Raw genomic sequence first — 17,029 nt, 5'->3', positions numbered from 1 at the left:
AGGCACAAAAACTGACATTAGTTCGCTGGCGAAGCGGCGATAGGCGTAGTCATCATATTCTTCGCATGAGCCCGTTCAGAAATGAGCGGGCTTTTTTCATTGGTGTGTCCTGTGTGTATAAAAGATGCTGCAGGATACCTTCGGTGTGTAAGATACACACTGTGGAGCGGGCGCGATGAGAAGCAGAGAGGTAATTGACTTGCTGATGGCGGATGGATGGTTTGAGGTGGCGGCGAAAGGCAGTCACCATCAATTCAAGCACTCAACCAAGCCCGGCCGGGTGACGGTTCCTCATCCTAAATCAGAGATAGCCAAGGGGACCTTGCACAGCATTTTGAAATCAGCAGGCCTGAAGTGATGACCGTAGGTTATGTGGTGAATGATCCCGCTGCGGCTCATTCAAAGGAGGAAAAATGAAATTTCCAGTGGTGATACACAAAGACGCTGATTCAGATTACAGCGTGACCGTCCCGGACGTGCCAGGTTGCTTTTCTGCGGGCACAACCTTTTCCGAAGCTCTGGATAATGTCCGCGAAGCTTTAGCGCTGCACCTCGAGGGATTGGTTGCTGATGAGGAGCGGCTTCCTCAGGCTAGAGAGGTCGACGTCCATTTGGAGAATCCGGACTTTGCGGGTGGCGTGTGGGCGGTGATCGACTTTGATCTCACTCCTTACCTGGGCAAGTCAGTCAGGTTCAACGCCTCACTGCCTGAGCAACTTTTGAATCGTATCGATGAGCGAGTGCAAAAAGACCATCGCTATGCCTCGCGCTCTGGGTTCCTGGCGACGGCGGCTTTGCGCGAACTTTCCGTTTGATAACGGGCCGGTAGAGCACGCAGTACAAAAAAGGCTTACGCCGCAAAGCGTAAGTCTTTCTTTTATTCGAGGAGGTGTGATCAGCGAGACTACGACCCCTTGCACACCTTCGCAGCGGCAGCATCGTTCGGGATAAATGAATCCGGCGCGCCCGGCTTCAGCACCACGTACCCTCGCCGCCACGGTTGATCGTCCACCAGATTCCAGCGATGCCCTGTGCCGGTGTTGTCTTCGGCGATCAGTACTTCACCCGGATGCAACGTGAACTTCTCACCGCCGCGTGTCACGAACGCCAGGGTGCCGGACAGCGTCATGACGTACTGTGGCTCCGGGTCGTTATGCCAGCTATACGAGGAATGCGCCGCCGTTTGCTTGAAGTGAATGGCGGTCACGTCATTGCGCATGCTCTGGTCGATGGTGCCTTCCAGTACGTGCGAATTGTTGTCGGCGCCGGTGCAGAGCTTGAATGCCTTGATGGAGTCAGTGGCGGCGGGGGCGGCTTGTGCGCCGCTCAAGGTTGCGAGGGTGATTGCGACGGCGGCTGTGGCACGTATGCCCAGGCCGTGGATTGCGTTGCGCGGCGAGCGTTTTTGCTGATGCATGGAACAAGTTTCCCTCGTGCTGAATTGGCGTTGACTGGGAATCATGGTCAGTGCCGTAGCCGTTCGGGACAACTAACTAATGTTTCATTGCTGCACGACTCACGCGCGCCAGAAACGACAAAGCCGCGCAATGCGCGGCTTTCAAGATGGTGGGCCCAGTAGGACTCGAACCTACGACCAAGGGATTATGAGTCCCCTGCTCTAACCAACTGAGCTATAGGCCCTCAGTAGGCCGCGGATTATAGCGATGGTTTCTTCGCTGTGCCATCCGAAAAGTCCGAAACGCTCATACGAAGGAACGTAGCGGCGAAAAGGTCCGGCGGCAGCGGCAGGCTGACGATGTAGCCCTGCATCTGCTCACAACCTTCAGCCGCCAGAAACGCTTGCTGGGCCGGCGTTTCTACGCCCTCGGCAATGATGGTGAATTGCATGCTGTGCCCAAGGGCGATGATGGCGCGCACGATCGCCGCATCGTGTGGGTCGTCGGGCAGGCCACGGACGAAGGATTGGTCGATCTTCAGGAAGTCCAGCGGCAGGCGTTTCAGGTAGCTGAGGGACGAATAGCCGGTGCCGAAGTCATCAATGGCCAGTTGCACGCCCAGATGCTTGAGCTGGTGCAGCACCTCCAGCGCCTCTTCGGCCTGGCTCATGATGAAGTTTTCGGTGATCTCCAGTTGCAGGCAGCCAGGCTCCAGGCGGTTGTCCCGCAGCAGTTGCTCGATGCGCGCCAGCAGGTTGGGGTGGCGCAGTTGCGCGCCCGCCAGGTTGACGGACAGCGGGCCGAAGTCATCAAAAATTTCTCGCCAGTCGTGCATCTGTCGGCAGGCCTGCTCCAGTACCCAGTCGCCAATCTGCAGGATCATGCCGTTCTCTTCGGCCAGGGCAATGAAGTGCTCGGGCGGCACTTCGCCGAAGGTGGGGTGGCGCCAGCGAATCAGGGCTTCGGCGCCGATCAGTTGTTGGGTGTCGAGGCTGAGTTTCGGCTGGTAATAGAGAGACAATTCGTCGCGCTCGATCGCTCGGCGCAGTTCGTGTTCCAGGGCCACGCGCTCGTTGGCTTGCGCGGTGAGGTCCTGGGTGTAGCTTTCGACGCGGTTGCGGCCTTTGGCCTTGGAGCGGTACATGGCGGCGTCAGCGTTTTTGACCAGGGTGGCGACGTCGTTGCCGTCCCGTGGGTACAGGCTGGTGCCGATGCTGGCGCTGATGAAGAACTCATGCTCGCCCGCCTGGAACGGTGGGGTGAAGCAGGCCAGCAGCTTATTGGCCAGGTGTTCGGCGTCGCTGGCTTGTTGCAGGCCGGGCAGCAGGATGATGAATTCGTCGCCACCCAGGCGCGCGACGGTGTCGACGTCTCGCAGTTGGTCCTTGAGGCGAACGGCGATGTCCTTGAGCAGCAGGTCGCCAATCGGGTGGCCGAGGCTGTCGTTGATGTGTTTGAAGCGGTCGAGGTCGAGGAACAGCACGGCGCCCTGGCTGCCGGTTTCCTGTTGGTTGTTGAGGGCGGCTTGCAGGCGGCTTTCAAACAGGGTGCGGTTGGGCAGGCCGGTCAGCGGGTCGTGGTGGGCCTGGTAATCGAGGCGCGCCTGGGCGTGCTTGAGGCTGGAGATGTCGGCAAACACGGCGACGAAGTGGGTGATCGACTCCTCGCGGTTGCGCACGGCGCTGATGGTCAGCCAGCTGGGGTACAGCTCGCCGTTCTTGCGCCGGTTGGAGATCTCGCCTTGCCAGTGGCCGTTGGCCGTCAGTTGGTGCCACATGGCCGCGTAGAAGGCGCTGTCGTGCAGGCCCGAGGCAAGCAGGCGCGGGGTTTGGCCAAGGGCCTCGGCTTCGCTGTAGCCGGTGATCTCGCTGAAGGCGCGGTTCACGGCGCTGATGTTTTGCCGGGTGTCGGTGATCAGTACGCCTTCGGCCGTGCTCTCGAACACGGTGGCGGCCTGTTGCAGTTTTTCCTGCATCAGTTGGCGTTCGGTGATGTCCCGGGCGATGGTCAGCATGCAGTCGTCGTCGCCGATGGGCAGCGGGCGGCTGGAGACTTCACATAGGCGAATTTCGCCGTCGCTGCGGCGGATGTGGCAGACAAAGTCGCGGACAAATCCATCCCGTTGCAGCCGTTCCAGCATATCTTTGCGTTCGTTCAGGTCGACCCAGATCCCGAGGTCCAGGGTTGACTGGTCCAGCGACATCACGCTGTTGAAGCCGGTAATTCGACTGAATCCTTCGTTGACCTCAATCAGCAAACCGTCGCTTTGGCGGGACAACAGCAGGCCGTCGGGAGAGGCATGAAAGGCCTTGGCGAATTTCTCTTCGGAGGTCTGCAGTCGCTGCTGGGTTTCTTTCAGCTGGGTGATGTCACGCACCACCACGACCAGAGCTTCGGTGGTATCCAGTTGAAAGGGTTCGGCGGAGATCAGTCCGGTGAAGGCCTGGCCGTTGCTGCGCAGGAAGGGCATTTCCAGGTTGCGGATGCTGGTGGTCTGTACCCGTTGCAGCAGGCCGGGGCCTACGCCCTGGATGCCCCAGATATTCAGTTCAGTGGCGGTTTTTCCTACGACTGCTTCGGCGCTCAGGCCGATCTGGTCTTCGAATGCCTTATTGACCTCCATCAGGCAGCCGTCCGACAGGCGGGCGATGACCAGGATGTCCGGGCATTGCTGGAACACAGAGGCGAATTTCTGTTCCGAAAGCTGCAACGCTTCCTCGGTGCGCTTGGCTTCGCTGATGTCGATCATCAGGCCGCGCAGCACGGGTTCGTGGCCGTGTTCGATCAGGCTGACGATGTCCCGCACCCACAGGCAGCGGCCATCGGCGGTGATCACCCGATAGTCGACACTGTGGTCGCGGTTGGCCCGGGTTTCGGCGTAGCAATAGGATTCGGTGCGGGTCAGGTCCGCGGGGTGGATGATGTTGCGCCAGAAGCCCGGGATCAGCCAGTGGGCACGGGGGTAACCCAGCAGTTCCTCGGCGTGGGGCGACACGTAGCTGTAGGTGAAATCGCTGATGCTGGCTTCCCAGGCGATCGCGGAAAGGCTCTCCACCAGGCCGCGATAGTGGTATTCGCTGCTGCGCAGTTCCTGTTCGAGGGCGACCCGGCGGGAAATTTCCGAGCTGAGCCGACGATTGATCCGAATAACCACGGCCAGCACGATGCTCAGCAACAGCACGGCAGGCAACCCGTAGAGCAGCACGTCCGTCCAGAGCGTGCGGTGGTCGATGACGTTGCCGACCCAGCGCTGCTGGATGGCCTCGGTCTCAGACGGGCTGATGTCGGCCAGGACTTTATCGAGGATGCCCACCAGCATCTTGTCGTCCTTGGGTACGCCCATGGCCAACTGATAGCGGTAAGGCGTTTCGCCGCTGATGTACAGGCCTTCCAGCTTGAGTTGACGCAGGCTCCACACGCTGGACGCCAGATCGCCCACTACGGCGTCGACCTTGTCGGTGGCCAGGGCCTGCAGCGTAGCGCTGACATTGGGCATGGCCACCAGGTTGAGGTCCGGGTGGTGAGTGCGCAGCAGTTCATGGGGCGCGTAGTTTTCCACCACGGCCACCTTCAACCCGTACAGGTCTTTGAGGCTGCGTGGTTGCGGGCCGCCTTCGTGGGCGAGGATGACGATGGGGAAGTCGAGATAAGGCCGGGTAAACGACAGGAAACCCTGGCGTTCCGGTGTGGACATGATGCCCGGCAGCAGGTCGAGCTGGTTGTTGCGGGCCTGTTCCAGCACGGCGCTCCAGTTCACCGGCTCGATCAGTTTTATCCTGACGCCAAGGCGATCCTGCATCAGCCGCACATAATCAGCGGCCAGGCCCTGGTAGCGACCGTCTTCATCGCGGTATTCAAAGGGTGGCCAAGAGGCGTCGACGCCCAGGCGCAACTCTTGGTGGTCCGCCAGCCAGCCACGCTCTTCATCGGTGAGAGTCAACGCGCCAGCCGTTGCGGTCCAGGTCAGCAGCGACAGCAGTAACACGGTCGGCAATCTGGGCATAACGGTCTCGTTATGGCACGGGGAATGTTTCGAGTGTAGACGGGCATTGCGGGGGAGGGGAGGCAGCGAGGATTTAATCTGCAGAAGCAAAAACCCCGGCCTGGGCCGGGGTTTTTGTGATCACTCGTCGAGGAAGGAGCGCAAATGCTCGCTTCTCGTCGGGTGGCGCAGCTTGCGCAGCGCCTTGGCTTCGATCTGACGAATCCGCTCACGGGTAACGTCGAACTGCTTACCAACCTCCTCAAGGGTGTGGTCGGTATTCATGTCGATGCCGAAGCGCATGCGCAGTACCTTGGCTTCACGGGCAGTGAGGCCGGACAGTACGTCGCGAGTCGCTTCTTTCAGGCTCTCAACGGTAGCAACATCGATTGGCGACTGCATGGTCGAGTCTTCGATGAAGTCACCCAGATGGGAGTCTTCGTCATCACCGATCGGGGTTTCCATGGAGATCGGCTCTTTAGCGATCTTCAATACCTTGCGGATTTTATCCTCAGGCATTTCCATGCGTTCGCCCAACTCTTCCGGGGTCGGTTCGCGACCCATTTCCTGCAACATCTGCCGGGAAATACGGTTGAGCTTGTTGATCGTCTCGATCATGTGCACCGGAATACGGATGGTGCGGGCCTGGTCGGCGATCGAGCGAGTGATCGCCTGACGGATCCACCAAGTGGCATAAGTCGAGAACTTGTAGCCGCGACGGTATTCGAACTTGTCCACCGCTTTCATCAAGCCGATGTTGCCTTCCTGGATCAGATCGAGGAATTGCAGGCCACGGTTGGTGTACTTCTTGGCGATGGAGATCACCAGACGCAAGTTCGCTTCAACCATCTCTTTCTTCGCGCGGCGGGCCTTGGCCTCACCGATCGACATGCGACGGTTGATGTCCTTGATCTCGGCAATCGTCAGACCGGTTTCAGTCTGCAATGCAGTCAGCTTCTGCTGGCAACGAACGATGTCGGCCTGGAAGCGACCAATGGCTTCAGCGTATTTGCTTTTGCCTTTGGCCAGTGCGTCGGTCCAGCTTTCGTCGACTTCGTTGCCCGGGAACTGGCGCAGGAAGTCGGCACGCGGCATGCGCGCATCACGGACACAGAGCTGCATGATCGCACGCTCTTGTGCACGCAGACGCTCAAGGGCGCTACGAACTCGCTCAACCAGGCCTTCGAATTGCTTCGGTACCAGTTTGATCGGCATGAAGAGTTCAGCCAGGGCCAGCAATTCAGCAGTTGCCTGCTTGCTGCCGCGACCGTGCTTCTTCAGGGCCTTGCGAGCCAGTTCCATCTGATCGGAGACCGCGCCAAAGCGCTGGGCTGCGATGATCGGATCCGGACCGCTTTCGACTTCTTCTTCGTCATCAGTGCTGGCTTCAGCTTCGTCGTCGTCGGTGTCGTCGTCTGCTTTCGCAGCCTTGGCATCGATCGGTGGCGGAATTTCAGCCGCAGGTGGCGCAATGCCGTCGTCCGGGTCGATATAACCGCTCAGGACGTCGGACAGGCGGCCACCTTCGGTGGTGACGCGAGTGTACTCGGAGAGAATGTGGTCAACCGTGCCTGGGAAGTGCGCGATTGCGCCCATCACTTCACGGATGCCCTCTTCGATACGCTTGGCGATTTCGATTTCGCCTTCACGTGTCAGCAGCTCTACCGTACCCATTTCGCGCATATACATGCGCACAGGGTCAGTCGTGCGACCGATGTCGGTCTCGACCGCTGCCAACGCGGCGGCTGCTTCTTCAGCGGCTGCCTCGTCGGTATCGGCGTCGGCCAACATAAGGGCGTCCGCATCCGGAGCACTCTCGTGTACGGGGATCCCCATGTCATTAATCATGCGGATGATGTCTTCCACCTGCTCTGGATCTGAAATATCCTCAGGCAGGTGGTCGTTGACCTCTGCGTAAGTCAGATACTTCTGCTCACGACCAAGGGTGATCAACTCTTTGATACGAGACTGCTGTTGCGCTTTTCCGGACATAACACCCTATCCACTGAAGGTCTTGGCGGGCAAAAAACAAGCCGAGGATTATACCCGAGCTATGACCTCACACGCCAGCTGAGGTCGGGTTTGATGCGGAAACATTGCGACTTAAAAGGTCGCGCAGTTGATTTTTCTCTTCGGCGGTCAATTCACTCTGACGCGCTTTTCGAAGAAGTTGTTCCAGGTTTCGCTCGCGTTGACGAGCTACCAAGCTAGTAATGGTGTCGAAAAACTGTTGTTCAAGGTTATCGCCATCAATCAGCCATTCCTTTTCTGCCAATGCCTTCAGCAAACGGCCCTGTTCGGTGCCGTGCCAGCGTGCAATCAGCTGGAATGAGTTTAGCTTAGGATTCTTCTGTACGGCTTCGAGCAGGGCCACCAACAGTTGCGTATTGGTGTGGTCTTCGGCCGCAAAGTGCCCCGCATCCTCGACTTTTTGTGCCAGTTGCGGGTGGTGCAAAAGTGTACGCAGGGCTGCCATGGTGGGCGGCTCTACTGCTGCTGGGACGCGTGGGCCGCGCGGTTCGTCACGGTCACCGCCACGTTTGCCGTTTTTGTCCCAGGGTTTCTTGTCCCATTTCTTGCCGCCGGCGCCGGGTTTCTTCGGTGTCCACTCCTGCTGGGGCGTGTAGGCCTCCTGCGGTTGGTGGAAGTCGGAGTAGTCCGGCATGGCGTCGTAATCCATGCCCGGGTCGTAGGCCGGCGGCGCCTCTTGCGGCGCGCTGCGGGCCAGCTGGCTGACGGCCTCGCCACTCAAGCCGGTGATTTCCAGCAGGCGCTGGCGCATCAGGGTGCGCAGGTTGGCGCCCGGAACCTTGTCGATTAGCGGGGCCGCGAGGGTGACCATGTGGGCCTTGCCTTCGAGGGAGCGCGGGTCGGACTCTTCGGTCAGTTGCTGGAAAAAGTAATCGGCCAGCGGTTGTGCGTGTTGGTTGATGCGCGCGCGGAACGCGTCGGTGCCTTCGGAGCGGACCAGGGTGTCCGGGTCTTCACCTTCGGGCAGGAACAGGAAGCGTGCGCGCCGCCCGTCCTGCAGGCTCGACAGGGTCGACTCAAGGGCACGCCACGCTGCGTTGCGGCCGGCCTGGTCGCCGTCGAAGCAGAACAGTACGTTGGGCACCACGCGAAACAGGCGCTTCAAGTGCTCTTCGCTGGTCGCGGTGCCCAGGGTCGCCACGGCGTTGCGCAAACCTTGCTGGGCCAGGGCAATCACGTCCATATAGCCTTCAACCACGATGATTTCGTCGAGGTTGCGGTTGTTCTTGCGCGCCTCAAACAGGCCGTAGAGTTCCTGGCCTTTATGAAACACCGGGGTTTCCGGTGAGTTCAGGTATTTGGGCTTGTCGTCCCCCAGCACCCGGCCGCCGAACGCGATGATGCGGCCGCGGCTGTCGCGGATCGGGAACATCACGCGGTCGCGGAAACGGTCATAACGCTTGCCGGTCTCGGCGTTTTCCACCAACAGGCCGGCGTCGATCATGGCTTTTTGCTGCAGGGTGTCGCTGCTCAGGTGCTTGTACAGGTTGTCCCAGCCCGGCGGGGCGAAGCCGAGGCCGAAGTCGCGGGCGATTTCACCGGTCAGGCCGCGGCCCTTGAGGTAATCGACGGCGGCTTTGCGCTGCGGGTGGCTTTTCAGTGCCTGGCGGTAAAAGTCGGCAGCAGCGGTAAGCAGCGGGTACAGCGGCGAATCGGTGGGTTGCCGCGGTTTGTGCGGGCGGCCACTTTCTTCGCGGGGGATTTCCATGCCGGCGGCTTTCGCCAGTTCCTCGACGGCCTGGGGGAAGTCCAGGTTGTCGTGGTCCATGATGAAGCCGAGGGCGTTGCCGCCAGCGCCGCAGCCGAAGCAGTAGTAGAACTGCTTGTCGGGGCTGACGCTGAACGACGGAGTCTTTTCCTTGTGGAACGGGCAGCAGGCGGTGTAGTTCTTGCCGGCCTTTTTCATCTGCAGGCGCGAGCTGACAACATCGACGATGTCGGTGCGGTTCAGAAGGTCGTCAATAAAGCTCTGGGGAATTAGCCCGGCCATGGCGTTCTCGTCATCACTGCGTGTAAAAGAGGGCCCGCAAAGTGCTCAAGGCGCGCGTGTTGTGCGGCTCGATCTACTGTCGTCTGCTTGGTCTGTCAGGAAGTGTATCTGCCGAACATTCACTGACGTTAGTTCCGATCAGTGCCCGGCGTAGAAATGTTGCCCGGGAGTCCGGTCTTGGCCATGTGGGGGCCTCGGAAGCTCATCGGTGGGCGCAGCCGACCTGTTGATCGCCTGTTAAAAAATAAGTGTGCTCGTCAGTAGCCTTGTTAGGCTCGTCAGAAGAGACGTGCACCGCTGGCAAAAGAGCCAGTCCTGACGTGTGAAGCAGTTCGTTTCAGTCGCGTGTGCGGCGTCAACGGTGAAGCATCAAGCGATATCCGCAAATGCCAACAGCCCGGCTGAGGGCCGGGCTTGGCAGAAGCTTGCTACGAACGTCTGTGTATTAGTACAGACGAACGGCGCGGCGCTGCTCGCGCTGAACTTTCTTGGCGTGACGCTTAACAGCGGCTGCTGCTTTACGCTTACGCTCAGAAGTTGGCTTCTCGTAAAATTCGCGGCTACGAACTTCAGCCAGAACACCGGCTTTTTCGCAGGAGCGCTTGAAACGACGCAGAGCTACGTCGAAGGGTTCGTTCTCTTTTACTTTGACGGCTGGCATCCAGAGCTACCTTCTTTCATTACCGGGAATCAACGTTCTCGTCGCAAAAAATTCGCGGCTGAGGTCGTCGGTTTTTAAGGGTTGCGGATGTTAACCCCTCATTGCCCGGAATGCAAAGCCTCTGATCGAAAACCGCTAGTCGGGAGGGGGAGTGGCGACTATTATGCGCGCCTTCGAATTCAGCCTCTACAAGGCGCAAACCCATGCTAGTTCTGGGATTAGAAACCTCGTGCGACGAAACCGGTGTCGCACTTTACGACAGTGAACGCGGGCTTTTGGCCGACGCACTGTTCAGTCAGATCGACCTGCATCGCGCCTATGGCGGCGTGGTGCCGGAGCTGGCCAGCCGTGATCATGTCAAACGCATGCTGCCATTGATTCGCCAGGTGCTGGACGAGGCCGGCTGCGTGCCGACCGAGATCGACGCCATTGCCTATACCGCAGGCCCCGGATTGGTCGGAGCCCTGCTGGTTGGGGCCTCTTGCGCCCAGGCGCTGGCATTTGCCTGGGGCATTCCGGCCCTTGGTGTGCACCACATGGAAGGCCATTTACTGGCACCGATGCTGGAAGAAAACCCGCCAGCGTTCCCGTTCGTCGCTTTGTTGGTTTCAGGCGGCCATACGCAGCTGGTTCAGGTCGACGGAATCGGTCAATACACGCTGCTGGGCGAAAGCCTGGACGACGCTGCCGGTGAAGCTTTCGACAAGACTGCGAAGATGATGGGCCTTAATTATCCGGGCGGCCCGGAAATCGCCCGCTTGGCAGAAAAAGGCGTTCCGGGGCGCTATACCTTCCCGCGCCCGATGTGCGATCGCCCTGGCCTGATGTTCAGTTTCAGCGGCCTGAAAACCTCTGCCCTGAACACCTGGCAGCAGAGCGTCAGCGCCGGAGACGACAGTGAGCAAGCCCGTTGCGACATCTCGCTGGCGTTCCAGCAGGCCGTGGTGGAGACTTTGACCATCAAGTGCAAGCGGGCCCTGAAGCAGGCGGGCATGAAGCGCCTGGTGATCGCGGGCGGCGTCAGCGCGAACAAGGCGCTGCGCAGCTCCCTGGAGAAAATGCTCGGCGACATGAAGGGCGACGTGTTTTATGCGCGTCCCGAATTCTGCACCGACAACGGTGCGATGATCGCCTATGCCGGTTGCCAGCGTTTGCAGGCCGGGCAGCATGAAAGCCTGGCAATCAGCGTGCAGGCGCGCTGGCCGATGGAGCAGTTGCCGCCGCTGTAACGGGCGAACGTGAGCCGGGTTCACCGGGCGTATTTAAAAATGCCGTTCGCGCCCGGCAAACAGGTCGCGTAAATTGCCCCGGTGGCGCCAGACGATCAGCAGCGTGAGCACGCTCATCGGCACCAGCGCCTCCGGTTCCTGCCACGCCAGCAACGGCAGGGTCAGGGGCGTGGCGATGAGGGCGGCCAGCGAGCTGGTGCGTGTCAGGTAGAACGTCAGCAGCCAGGCCAGGATGGCCAGCAGCGCCGCCGGTGGGTAGATCCCCAGCAGCATGCCGGCCGCCGTCGCAACGCCTTTGCCGCCGCGAAAGCGAAAGTACAGCGGGAACAGGTGGCCGAGCACCGCGCAGACGCCGATCCAGGCTTGCTGTTGCAGCGAGAGCCCGGCGAGATCGGCGATCAGCACCGGCAGCAGGCCCTTGCAGACGTCGCCGAACAGCGTGAGTACGGCGAGTTTCTTGCCGGCCAGGCGCAACATATTGGTGGCGCCGGCATTGCCTGAGCCACTCATTCGCGGGTCGGGATTTCCCGTCAGGCGGCTGAGCAAAATGGCGAAGGACAGCGAGCCGAGCAGGTAGGCGAGAGTCGCCAGTAACCAAAACATGCTAACTATTCCGGGCGAGGACGCCCTGATTCTAACGGGGCATCGCGCCCTTGTCGTGCAGCGGAGAAGAGTGCTTGGACAGAGTGTTTATCGAAGGCCTGGAAGTCGACACCGTGATCGGGGCCTACGACTGGGAGCGCGGTATCCGGCAATGCCTGCGTCTGGACCTGAGCTTCGCCTGGGATAACCGCCCGGCCGCTGCCGGTGATGACCTGACCCTGGCGCTGGATTACGCGAGCGTGTCCGCGCGGATCCAGGCCTTTGCCGAGCAGGCGCAATTCCAGCTGGTGGAAACCTTCGCCGAGCGCCTGGCTGAAGTGTTGATGAGTGAGTTCCAGATTCCCTGGCTGCACCTCAAACTGACCAAGCCCGGCGCCGTACCGGCCGCCAAGGGTGTGGGCGTGGAGATCGAGCGCGGATGTCGCTAACTCAGGTTTACCTTGGTCTTGGCAGTAACATCGAGCGTGAGGCCCATTTGCACGCTGGCCTTGATGCGCTGGCGGGTTTCCTGACGCAGATGCGCTGTTCGCCGGTGTTTGAAAGCCAGCCTGTGGGCATAAAGAGCGGGCCATTCTTCAATCTGGTGGTGTCGGCGTATACCGACCTGCCGTTGATGGAGCTGGACCGCCGGCTGAAATTCATCGAGGCCGACAATGGCCGCTACGCCCCGGATCGCAAGGGCTTGCCGCTGGACATCGACGTGCTGCTGTATGGCGAGCTGGTGGGTAACTTCGATGGCCTGATCCTGCCCCGGGCCGAAATCCTGAAAAACGCGTTTGTGCTGTGGCCGCTGTCGTTGATGGCGCCGCAGCGTGTGCATCCTGAGGTGGGCAAGTCATTTGCCGCGCTGTGGGAGGATGCACACATTGACCAGGTACTGGCGCCGGTCGCGTTCGAATGGCGGGATCAGCCGTTGACGCCGGACTCGCTCTTGTAGGCTTTTAGCGCCTTGAGCCGTTCGCGTTTCAGCGCTTCGCCCAGTTCGGGACCTTTGTAGCCTTGTTCCAGTAGCGGTGCGACGGCCACACCTCTGGCCGCCAGCGCCGCACCGCGCAAATAATCGGCTTGTGGATAACTTCTCTGCTCAAGGCCCTTGCGCCCGCGGGCGTCCATCTCGCATGCCACCACAAACTCTTCAAAGCGTTGCGGGCGACGGTAAACGTCGAAGCTTTGCAGCAACTCCAGCAATGTCGAGGGCCTCAGCTCCAGTGCGCGGTGGCCATGGGTGTGATATTCGCCCACCAGCAACGCCAACTCCTGGCAATCCCTTGGCACCTTGAAGCGTTCGTTCATCGCCTTGATCAGCTTCACGCCGCGTTGCTCATGAGCGATGTGCTGCGGCAACTTATCCACAGGCGTGAGCCCCTTGCCCAGATCGTGCAGCAGGCAGGCCCAGCGGACGGTCAACGGTTGGGCATGGATGGCTGCCTGTTCCAGCACGCTCAATGTGTGCACGCCGGTATCGATTTCGGGGTGATGGGCCTCGGGTTGCGGCACGCCAAACAGTGCGTCGATTTCCGGCATCAGGGTTTTCAGGGCGCCGCAATCGCGCAGCACCTGGATAAACACCTGTGGCTGGTTTTCCATCAATGCGCGGGAAATCTCCTTCCAGCTGCGTTCGGGCGTCAAGGCTTCCAGTTCGCCCGACGCGCTGAGTTCGCGCATCAGTTCCAGGGTTTCGGGCGCTACCGTAAAGCCGAGGCCGGCATAGCGCGCGGCAAAGCGTGCAACGCGCAGGACACGCAGTGGATCTTCGGCAAACGCCGGGGAAACGTGACGCAGAATGCGTGCGTCCAGATCCTGCTGGCCGTGATAAGGGTCGGTCAGGTTGCCCGCGTCATCCTCGGCCATGGCGTTGATGGTCAGGTCGCGGCGGATCAGGTCTTCTTCCAGGGTAACTTCGGGGCTGGCGTGAAACACAAAGCCGCCATAACCCCGGCCGCTCTTGCGCTCCGTGCGGGCGAGGGCGTACTCGTCACCATTTTTCGGGTCAAGAAATACCGGGAAGTCCGAACCCACAGGCTTGTAGCCCAGGGCGAGCATTTCTTCAGTGGTAGCGCCGACTACGACACGGTCGATATCGGTAACGGGGATGCCCAGCAGGCGATCACGTACCGCACCACCGACTTTGTAGATTTGCATGAAAAAGCCTCCATTAGCGGCACAGGATAACGCCTGCGGCCCGCCAATGGAGGCTTTGCCGTTTCACAGATGCACGACTGCCAGGTCCAGGCGGCCGTAATCGTTATCGCCGTGTTCGTTGCGGGGCGGAACGTGGTGGGTTTTCATGACCTGGTCGCCTTGCAGCGTCTCCAGGTGGATATCGAACCCCCACAGCCGGTGCAGGTGCTTGAGAACCTCCTCAGTGGACTCTCCCAGCGGTTTGCGGTCGTGCTGCTGGTGGCGCAGGGTCAGCGAGCGGTCGCCGCGTACGTCGATGCTGTAGATCTGCACATTGGGTTCGCGGTTGCCCAGGTTGTACTGCGCCGCGAGGGTTTCGCGGATGGTGCGATAGCCCGGCTCGTCATGAATGGCGGGCACCAGCAGATCGTCCTTGAGGTCGTCGTCCATGATGCTGAACAGCTTGAGGTCTCGAATCACCTGAGGTGACAGGTACTGCAGGATGAAGCTTTCATCCTTGAAGCTGCTCATGGCGAACTTGATGGTCGACAGCCAATCGCTGCCGGCAATCTCCGGGAACCAGCGGCGGTCTTCTTCGGTGGGGTGCTCGCACATGCGCCGGATATCGCGGTACATCGCAAAGCCCAATGCATACGGGTTGATACCGCTGTAGTAGGGGCTGTCGAAGCCCGGCTGGAAGACCACGCTGGTGTGGGACGTCAGAAACTCCATCATGAAACCGTCGGTGACCAGGCCTTCGTCATACAGGTCGTTCATCAGGGTGTAGTGCCAGAACGTGGCCCAGCCTTCGTTCATCACCTGGGTCTGGCGTTGTGGGTAGAAATACTGGGCAATCTTGCGCACGATCCGCACGATTTCCCGCTGCCAGGGCTCCAGCAATGGTGCGTGCTTTTCGATGAAATACAGGATGTTTTCCTGAGGTTCGGCGGGGAAGCGCGCATTGTCCTTGTCGTTATTCTTGCCGGCGCGTTTGGGAATGGTGCGCCACAGGTCGTTGATCTGTTTTTGCAGATGCTCTTCACGGTCCTTCTGGCGCAGCCGTTCTTCTTCGGCGGAAATCGGATACGGGCGTTTGTAGCGGTCGACGCCGTAGTTCATCAGGGCATGGCAGGAGTCCAGCAGGTCTTCCACCGCGTCGATGCCGTGGCGCTCCTCGCACTGCATGATGTACTGCTTGGCAAATACCAGGTAATCGATGATCGAGCTGGCATCGGTCCAGGTGCGGAACAGGTAGTTACCCTTGAAGAAGCTGTTATGCCCGTAGCACGCGTGGGCCACCACCAGCGCCTGCATGCAGATGGTGTTTTCTTCCATCAGGTAGGCGATGCACGGGTCGGAGTTGATGACGATTTCGTAGGCCAGGCCCATCTGGCCGCGGGTGTAGGACTTTTCAGTGCTGAGGAAGTGTTTGCCGTAGGACCAGTGGTGATAGCCCAGGGGCATGCCCACGGACGCATAGGCATCCATCATCTGTTCGGCGGTGATCACTTCGATCTGGTTGGGGTAGGTATCCAGGGCATAACCCGCCGCGATGCGGCTGATTTCCCGGTCATAGGCCTGGATGAGTTCGAAGGTCCATTCGGACCCCGTGGATATGGGTTGGCGCTTATGCTCTTTGGCGGTCATGTCACTAACCTGCGCTGGAAGAGTTCACGGAAGACCGGATAGATATCACCGGCCGAGACCAATTGTTGCTGGGCGAAGGTGTCAGCGAAGGCTTCGCTGATGCGCTCGTATTCGAACCACAGCGCCTGATGCTCGCGCGGGGTGATTTCGACGTAGGTGTAGTACTGCACGAACGGCATGATCTGGTTGATCAGGATATCGCGGCAGATCGGTGAGTCGTCGTTCCAGTTGTCGCCGTCGGAGGCCTGGGCGGCGTAGATGTTCCACTCGTTGGCCGGATAGCGTTCAGCCATGATTTCCTGCATCAGCTTCAAGGCGCTGGAAACAATGGTGCCGCCGGTTTCCCGCGAGTAGAAGAACTCTTCTTCGTCGACTTCCCTGGCGCTGGTGTGATGGCGGATGAACACCACATCGATCTTGTCGTAGTTACGCTTGAGAAACAGGTACAGCAGGATGAAGAAGCGCTTGGCGATGTCCTTGGTCGCCTGGGTCATGGAGCCGGACACGTCCATCAGGCAGAACATCACCGCCTTGGAACTGGGATTGGGTTGCTTGACCAGCAGGTTGTACTTCAGGTCGAAGGTGTCGAGAAACGGCACGCGATGGATTCGCGCGCTGAGTTTGGCGATTTCGGCTTCAATTTCCTGGATATCGCCGAAGTTATCCGGCTCTTCGCGTTTCAGGCGTTCCAGTTCCGCCTTGGCATCCCGCAGTTTTGCCCGGCTGCTGCCAGACAAGGCGATACGTCGCGCATGGGCCGAGCGCAGGGTGCGGATGATGTTGATCCGTGACGGGTTGCCTTCATTGCTGATCCCGGCACGCACGGTCTTGAAGGTGTCGGTACCGGTCAGGTTGCGTTTGACCAGGTTGGGCAGTTCCAGGTCTTCGAACATGAACTCCAGGAACTCTTCCTGGGTGATCTGGAACACGAACTCATCCATGCCTTCGCCGGAGTTACCGGCCTTGCCCGGGCCTTTGCCGCCCGCGCCGCCCTGGGGCCGCTGGATATGTTCGCCGCTGGTGAATTCCTTGTTGCCGGGATGCACGACGGTCTGTTTGCCGCCCCGGCCGTGGTGCAGCACCGGTTCATCGATGTCGCGTCCGGGGATGCTGATCTGTTCGCCATGCTCCATATCGGTGATGGAACGGCGGCTGACGGCCTCTTCGACGGCCTTTTTGATGTGGTCACGGTAACGCCGCAGGAACCGCTGGCGGTTTACCGTGCTCTTGTTCTTGCCATTGAGACGTCGGTCGATCACATAGCTCATGCAGGAGCCCTCCGGGCAGCTTCAAGTTACAAGCTTCAAGCGGCAAGCTGGAAGCTTAAAGACAAGCGGTCGATTGCCAGGCTGACCGGCGCACCGGGAG

At 60.0% G+C, this 17,029-nt stretch carries 14 protein-coding genes and 1 tRNA gene; 5 read left to right on the top strand and 10 right to left on the bottom strand.

All coding sequences use genetic code 11. The features are described from left to right. The first annotated feature begins 175 nt into the window (after positions 1–175). Together HX807_RS13130 and HX807_RS13125 are read left to right on the top strand one after the other, a co-directional pair. A complete protein-coding gene (locus HX807_RS13130; protein ID WP_003211022.1) occupies positions 176–358 on the top strand; it encodes a type II toxin-antitoxin system HicA family toxin in 183 nt (60 codons plus the stop codon). A 55-nt stretch (positions 359–413) separates the two neighbouring features. Next, the gene (locus HX807_RS13125; protein ID WP_003211020.1) at positions 414–815 is read left to right on the top strand and encodes a type II toxin-antitoxin system HicB family antitoxin; all 402 of its coding nucleotides are present in this window, start codon (positions 414–416) and stop codon (positions 813–815) included. 89 nt (positions 816–904) lie between these two features. On the opposite strand, the gene HX807_RS13120 is transcribed toward HX807_RS13125, so the two are convergent. The 6 genes from HX807_RS13120 to rpsU all read right to left on the bottom strand — a co-directional run bounded on the left by HX807_RS13120 (position 905) and on the right by rpsU (position 10,061). After that, positions 905–1,417, bottom strand: a complete 513-nt coding sequence (locus tag HX807_RS13120) for a hypothetical protein (protein WP_177050173.1) — start codon at positions 1,415–1,417, stop codon at positions 905–907. 147 nt (positions 1,418–1,564) lie between these two features. Beyond that, positions 1,565–1,641: transfer RNA gene (locus HX807_RS13115), tRNA-Ile, on the bottom strand. Between the two features lie 15 nt (positions 1,642–1,656). Continuing rightward, complete coding sequence (locus tag HX807_RS13110; protein WP_177008800.1) at positions 1,657–5,400, bottom strand: bifunctional diguanylate cyclase/phosphodiesterase; 3,744 nt, start codon at positions 5,398–5,400, stop codon at positions 1,657–1,659. A 120-nt stretch (positions 5,401–5,520) separates the two neighbouring features. Continuing rightward, positions 5,521–7,371, bottom strand: a complete 1,851-nt coding sequence (gene rpoD / locus HX807_RS13105) for an RNA polymerase sigma factor RpoD (RefSeq protein ID WP_003211014.1) — start codon at positions 7,369–7,371, stop codon at positions 5,521–5,523. 67 nt (positions 7,372–7,438) lie between these two features. Continuing rightward, positions 7,439–9,400, bottom strand: a complete 1,962-nt coding sequence (gene dnaG / locus HX807_RS13100; protein ID WP_003211012.1) for a DNA primase — start codon at positions 9,398–9,400, stop codon at positions 7,439–7,441. A 445-nt stretch (positions 9,401–9,845) separates the two neighbouring features. Next, a complete protein-coding gene (rpsU, locus tag HX807_RS13095; RefSeq protein ID WP_002551877.1) occupies positions 9,846–10,061 on the bottom strand; it encodes a 30S ribosomal protein S21 in 216 nt (71 codons plus the stop codon). 203 nt (positions 10,062–10,264) lie between these two features. On the opposite strand from rpsU, the gene tsaD reads away from it, so the two are divergent. Next, on the top strand, positions 10,265–11,290 hold the full coding sequence (tsaD, locus tag HX807_RS13090) for a tRNA (adenosine(37)-N6)-threonylcarbamoyltransferase complex transferase subunit TsaD (RefSeq protein WP_087694726.1): 1,026 nt from the start codon (positions 10,265–10,267) through the stop codon (positions 11,288–11,290). Positions 11,291–11,323: 33 nt separating this feature from the next. Here the strand turns inward: tsaD and plsY are convergent, their stop codons facing one another. Next, positions 11,324–11,893, bottom strand: coding sequence for a glycerol-3-phosphate 1-O-acyltransferase PlsY (gene plsY, locus HX807_RS13085; protein ID WP_003211009.1), 570 nt, complete (start codon positions 11,891–11,893; stop codon positions 11,324–11,326). A gap of 74 nt (positions 11,894–11,967) precedes the next feature. Between plsY and folB the strand changes: the two genes are divergently transcribed. Both folB and folK read left to right on the top strand, forming a co-directional pair. Next, the gene (gene folB / locus HX807_RS13080) at positions 11,968–12,321 is read left to right on the top strand and encodes a dihydroneopterin aldolase (protein WP_003211007.1); all 354 of its coding nucleotides are present in this window, start codon (positions 11,968–11,970) and stop codon (positions 12,319–12,321) included. Further along, positions 12,312–12,830 (top strand): 2-amino-4-hydroxy-6-hydroxymethyldihydropteridine diphosphokinase, encoded by a 519-nt coding sequence (gene folK / locus HX807_RS13075; RefSeq protein ID WP_102370018.1) that lies wholly within the window; start codon positions 12,312–12,314, stop codon positions 12,828–12,830. The genes folB and folK overlap by 10 nt, the downstream gene beginning before the upstream one ends. On the opposite strand, the gene HX807_RS13070 is transcribed toward folK, so the two are convergent. From HX807_RS13070 to HX807_RS13060, 3 genes are all read right to left on the bottom strand, one after another. Beyond that, positions 12,800–14,035: a multifunctional CCA addition/repair protein gene (locus HX807_RS13070; protein ID WP_008434412.1), complete on the bottom strand. Its 1,236-nt coding sequence runs from the start codon at positions 14,033–14,035 to the stop codon at positions 12,800–12,802. The genes folK and HX807_RS13070 overlap by 31 nt on opposite strands. A 63-nt stretch (positions 14,036–14,098) precedes the next feature. Then, positions 14,099–15,661 (bottom strand): SpoVR family protein, encoded by a 1,563-nt coding sequence (locus HX807_RS13065; RefSeq protein ID WP_003211001.1) that lies wholly within the window; start codon positions 15,659–15,661, stop codon positions 14,099–14,101. Continuing rightward, complete coding sequence (locus tag HX807_RS13060) at positions 15,658–16,929, bottom strand: YeaH/YhbH family protein (RefSeq protein WP_003211000.1); 1,272 nt, start codon at positions 16,927–16,929, stop codon at positions 15,658–15,660. The genes HX807_RS13065 and HX807_RS13060 overlap by 4 nt, the downstream gene beginning before the upstream one ends. Positions 16,930–17,029 lie beyond the last annotated feature (100 nt).

It is taken from the genome of Pseudomonas sp. D8002 (assembly GCF_013385695.1).
In the GTDB taxonomy this organism is placed as follows: Bacteria; Pseudomonadota; Gammaproteobacteria; order Pseudomonadales; family Pseudomonadaceae; genus Aquipseudomonas.
The sequence above is the reverse complement of the archived record's forward strand: the minus strand, read 5'-3'. Positions and strand labels throughout refer to the sequence as shown.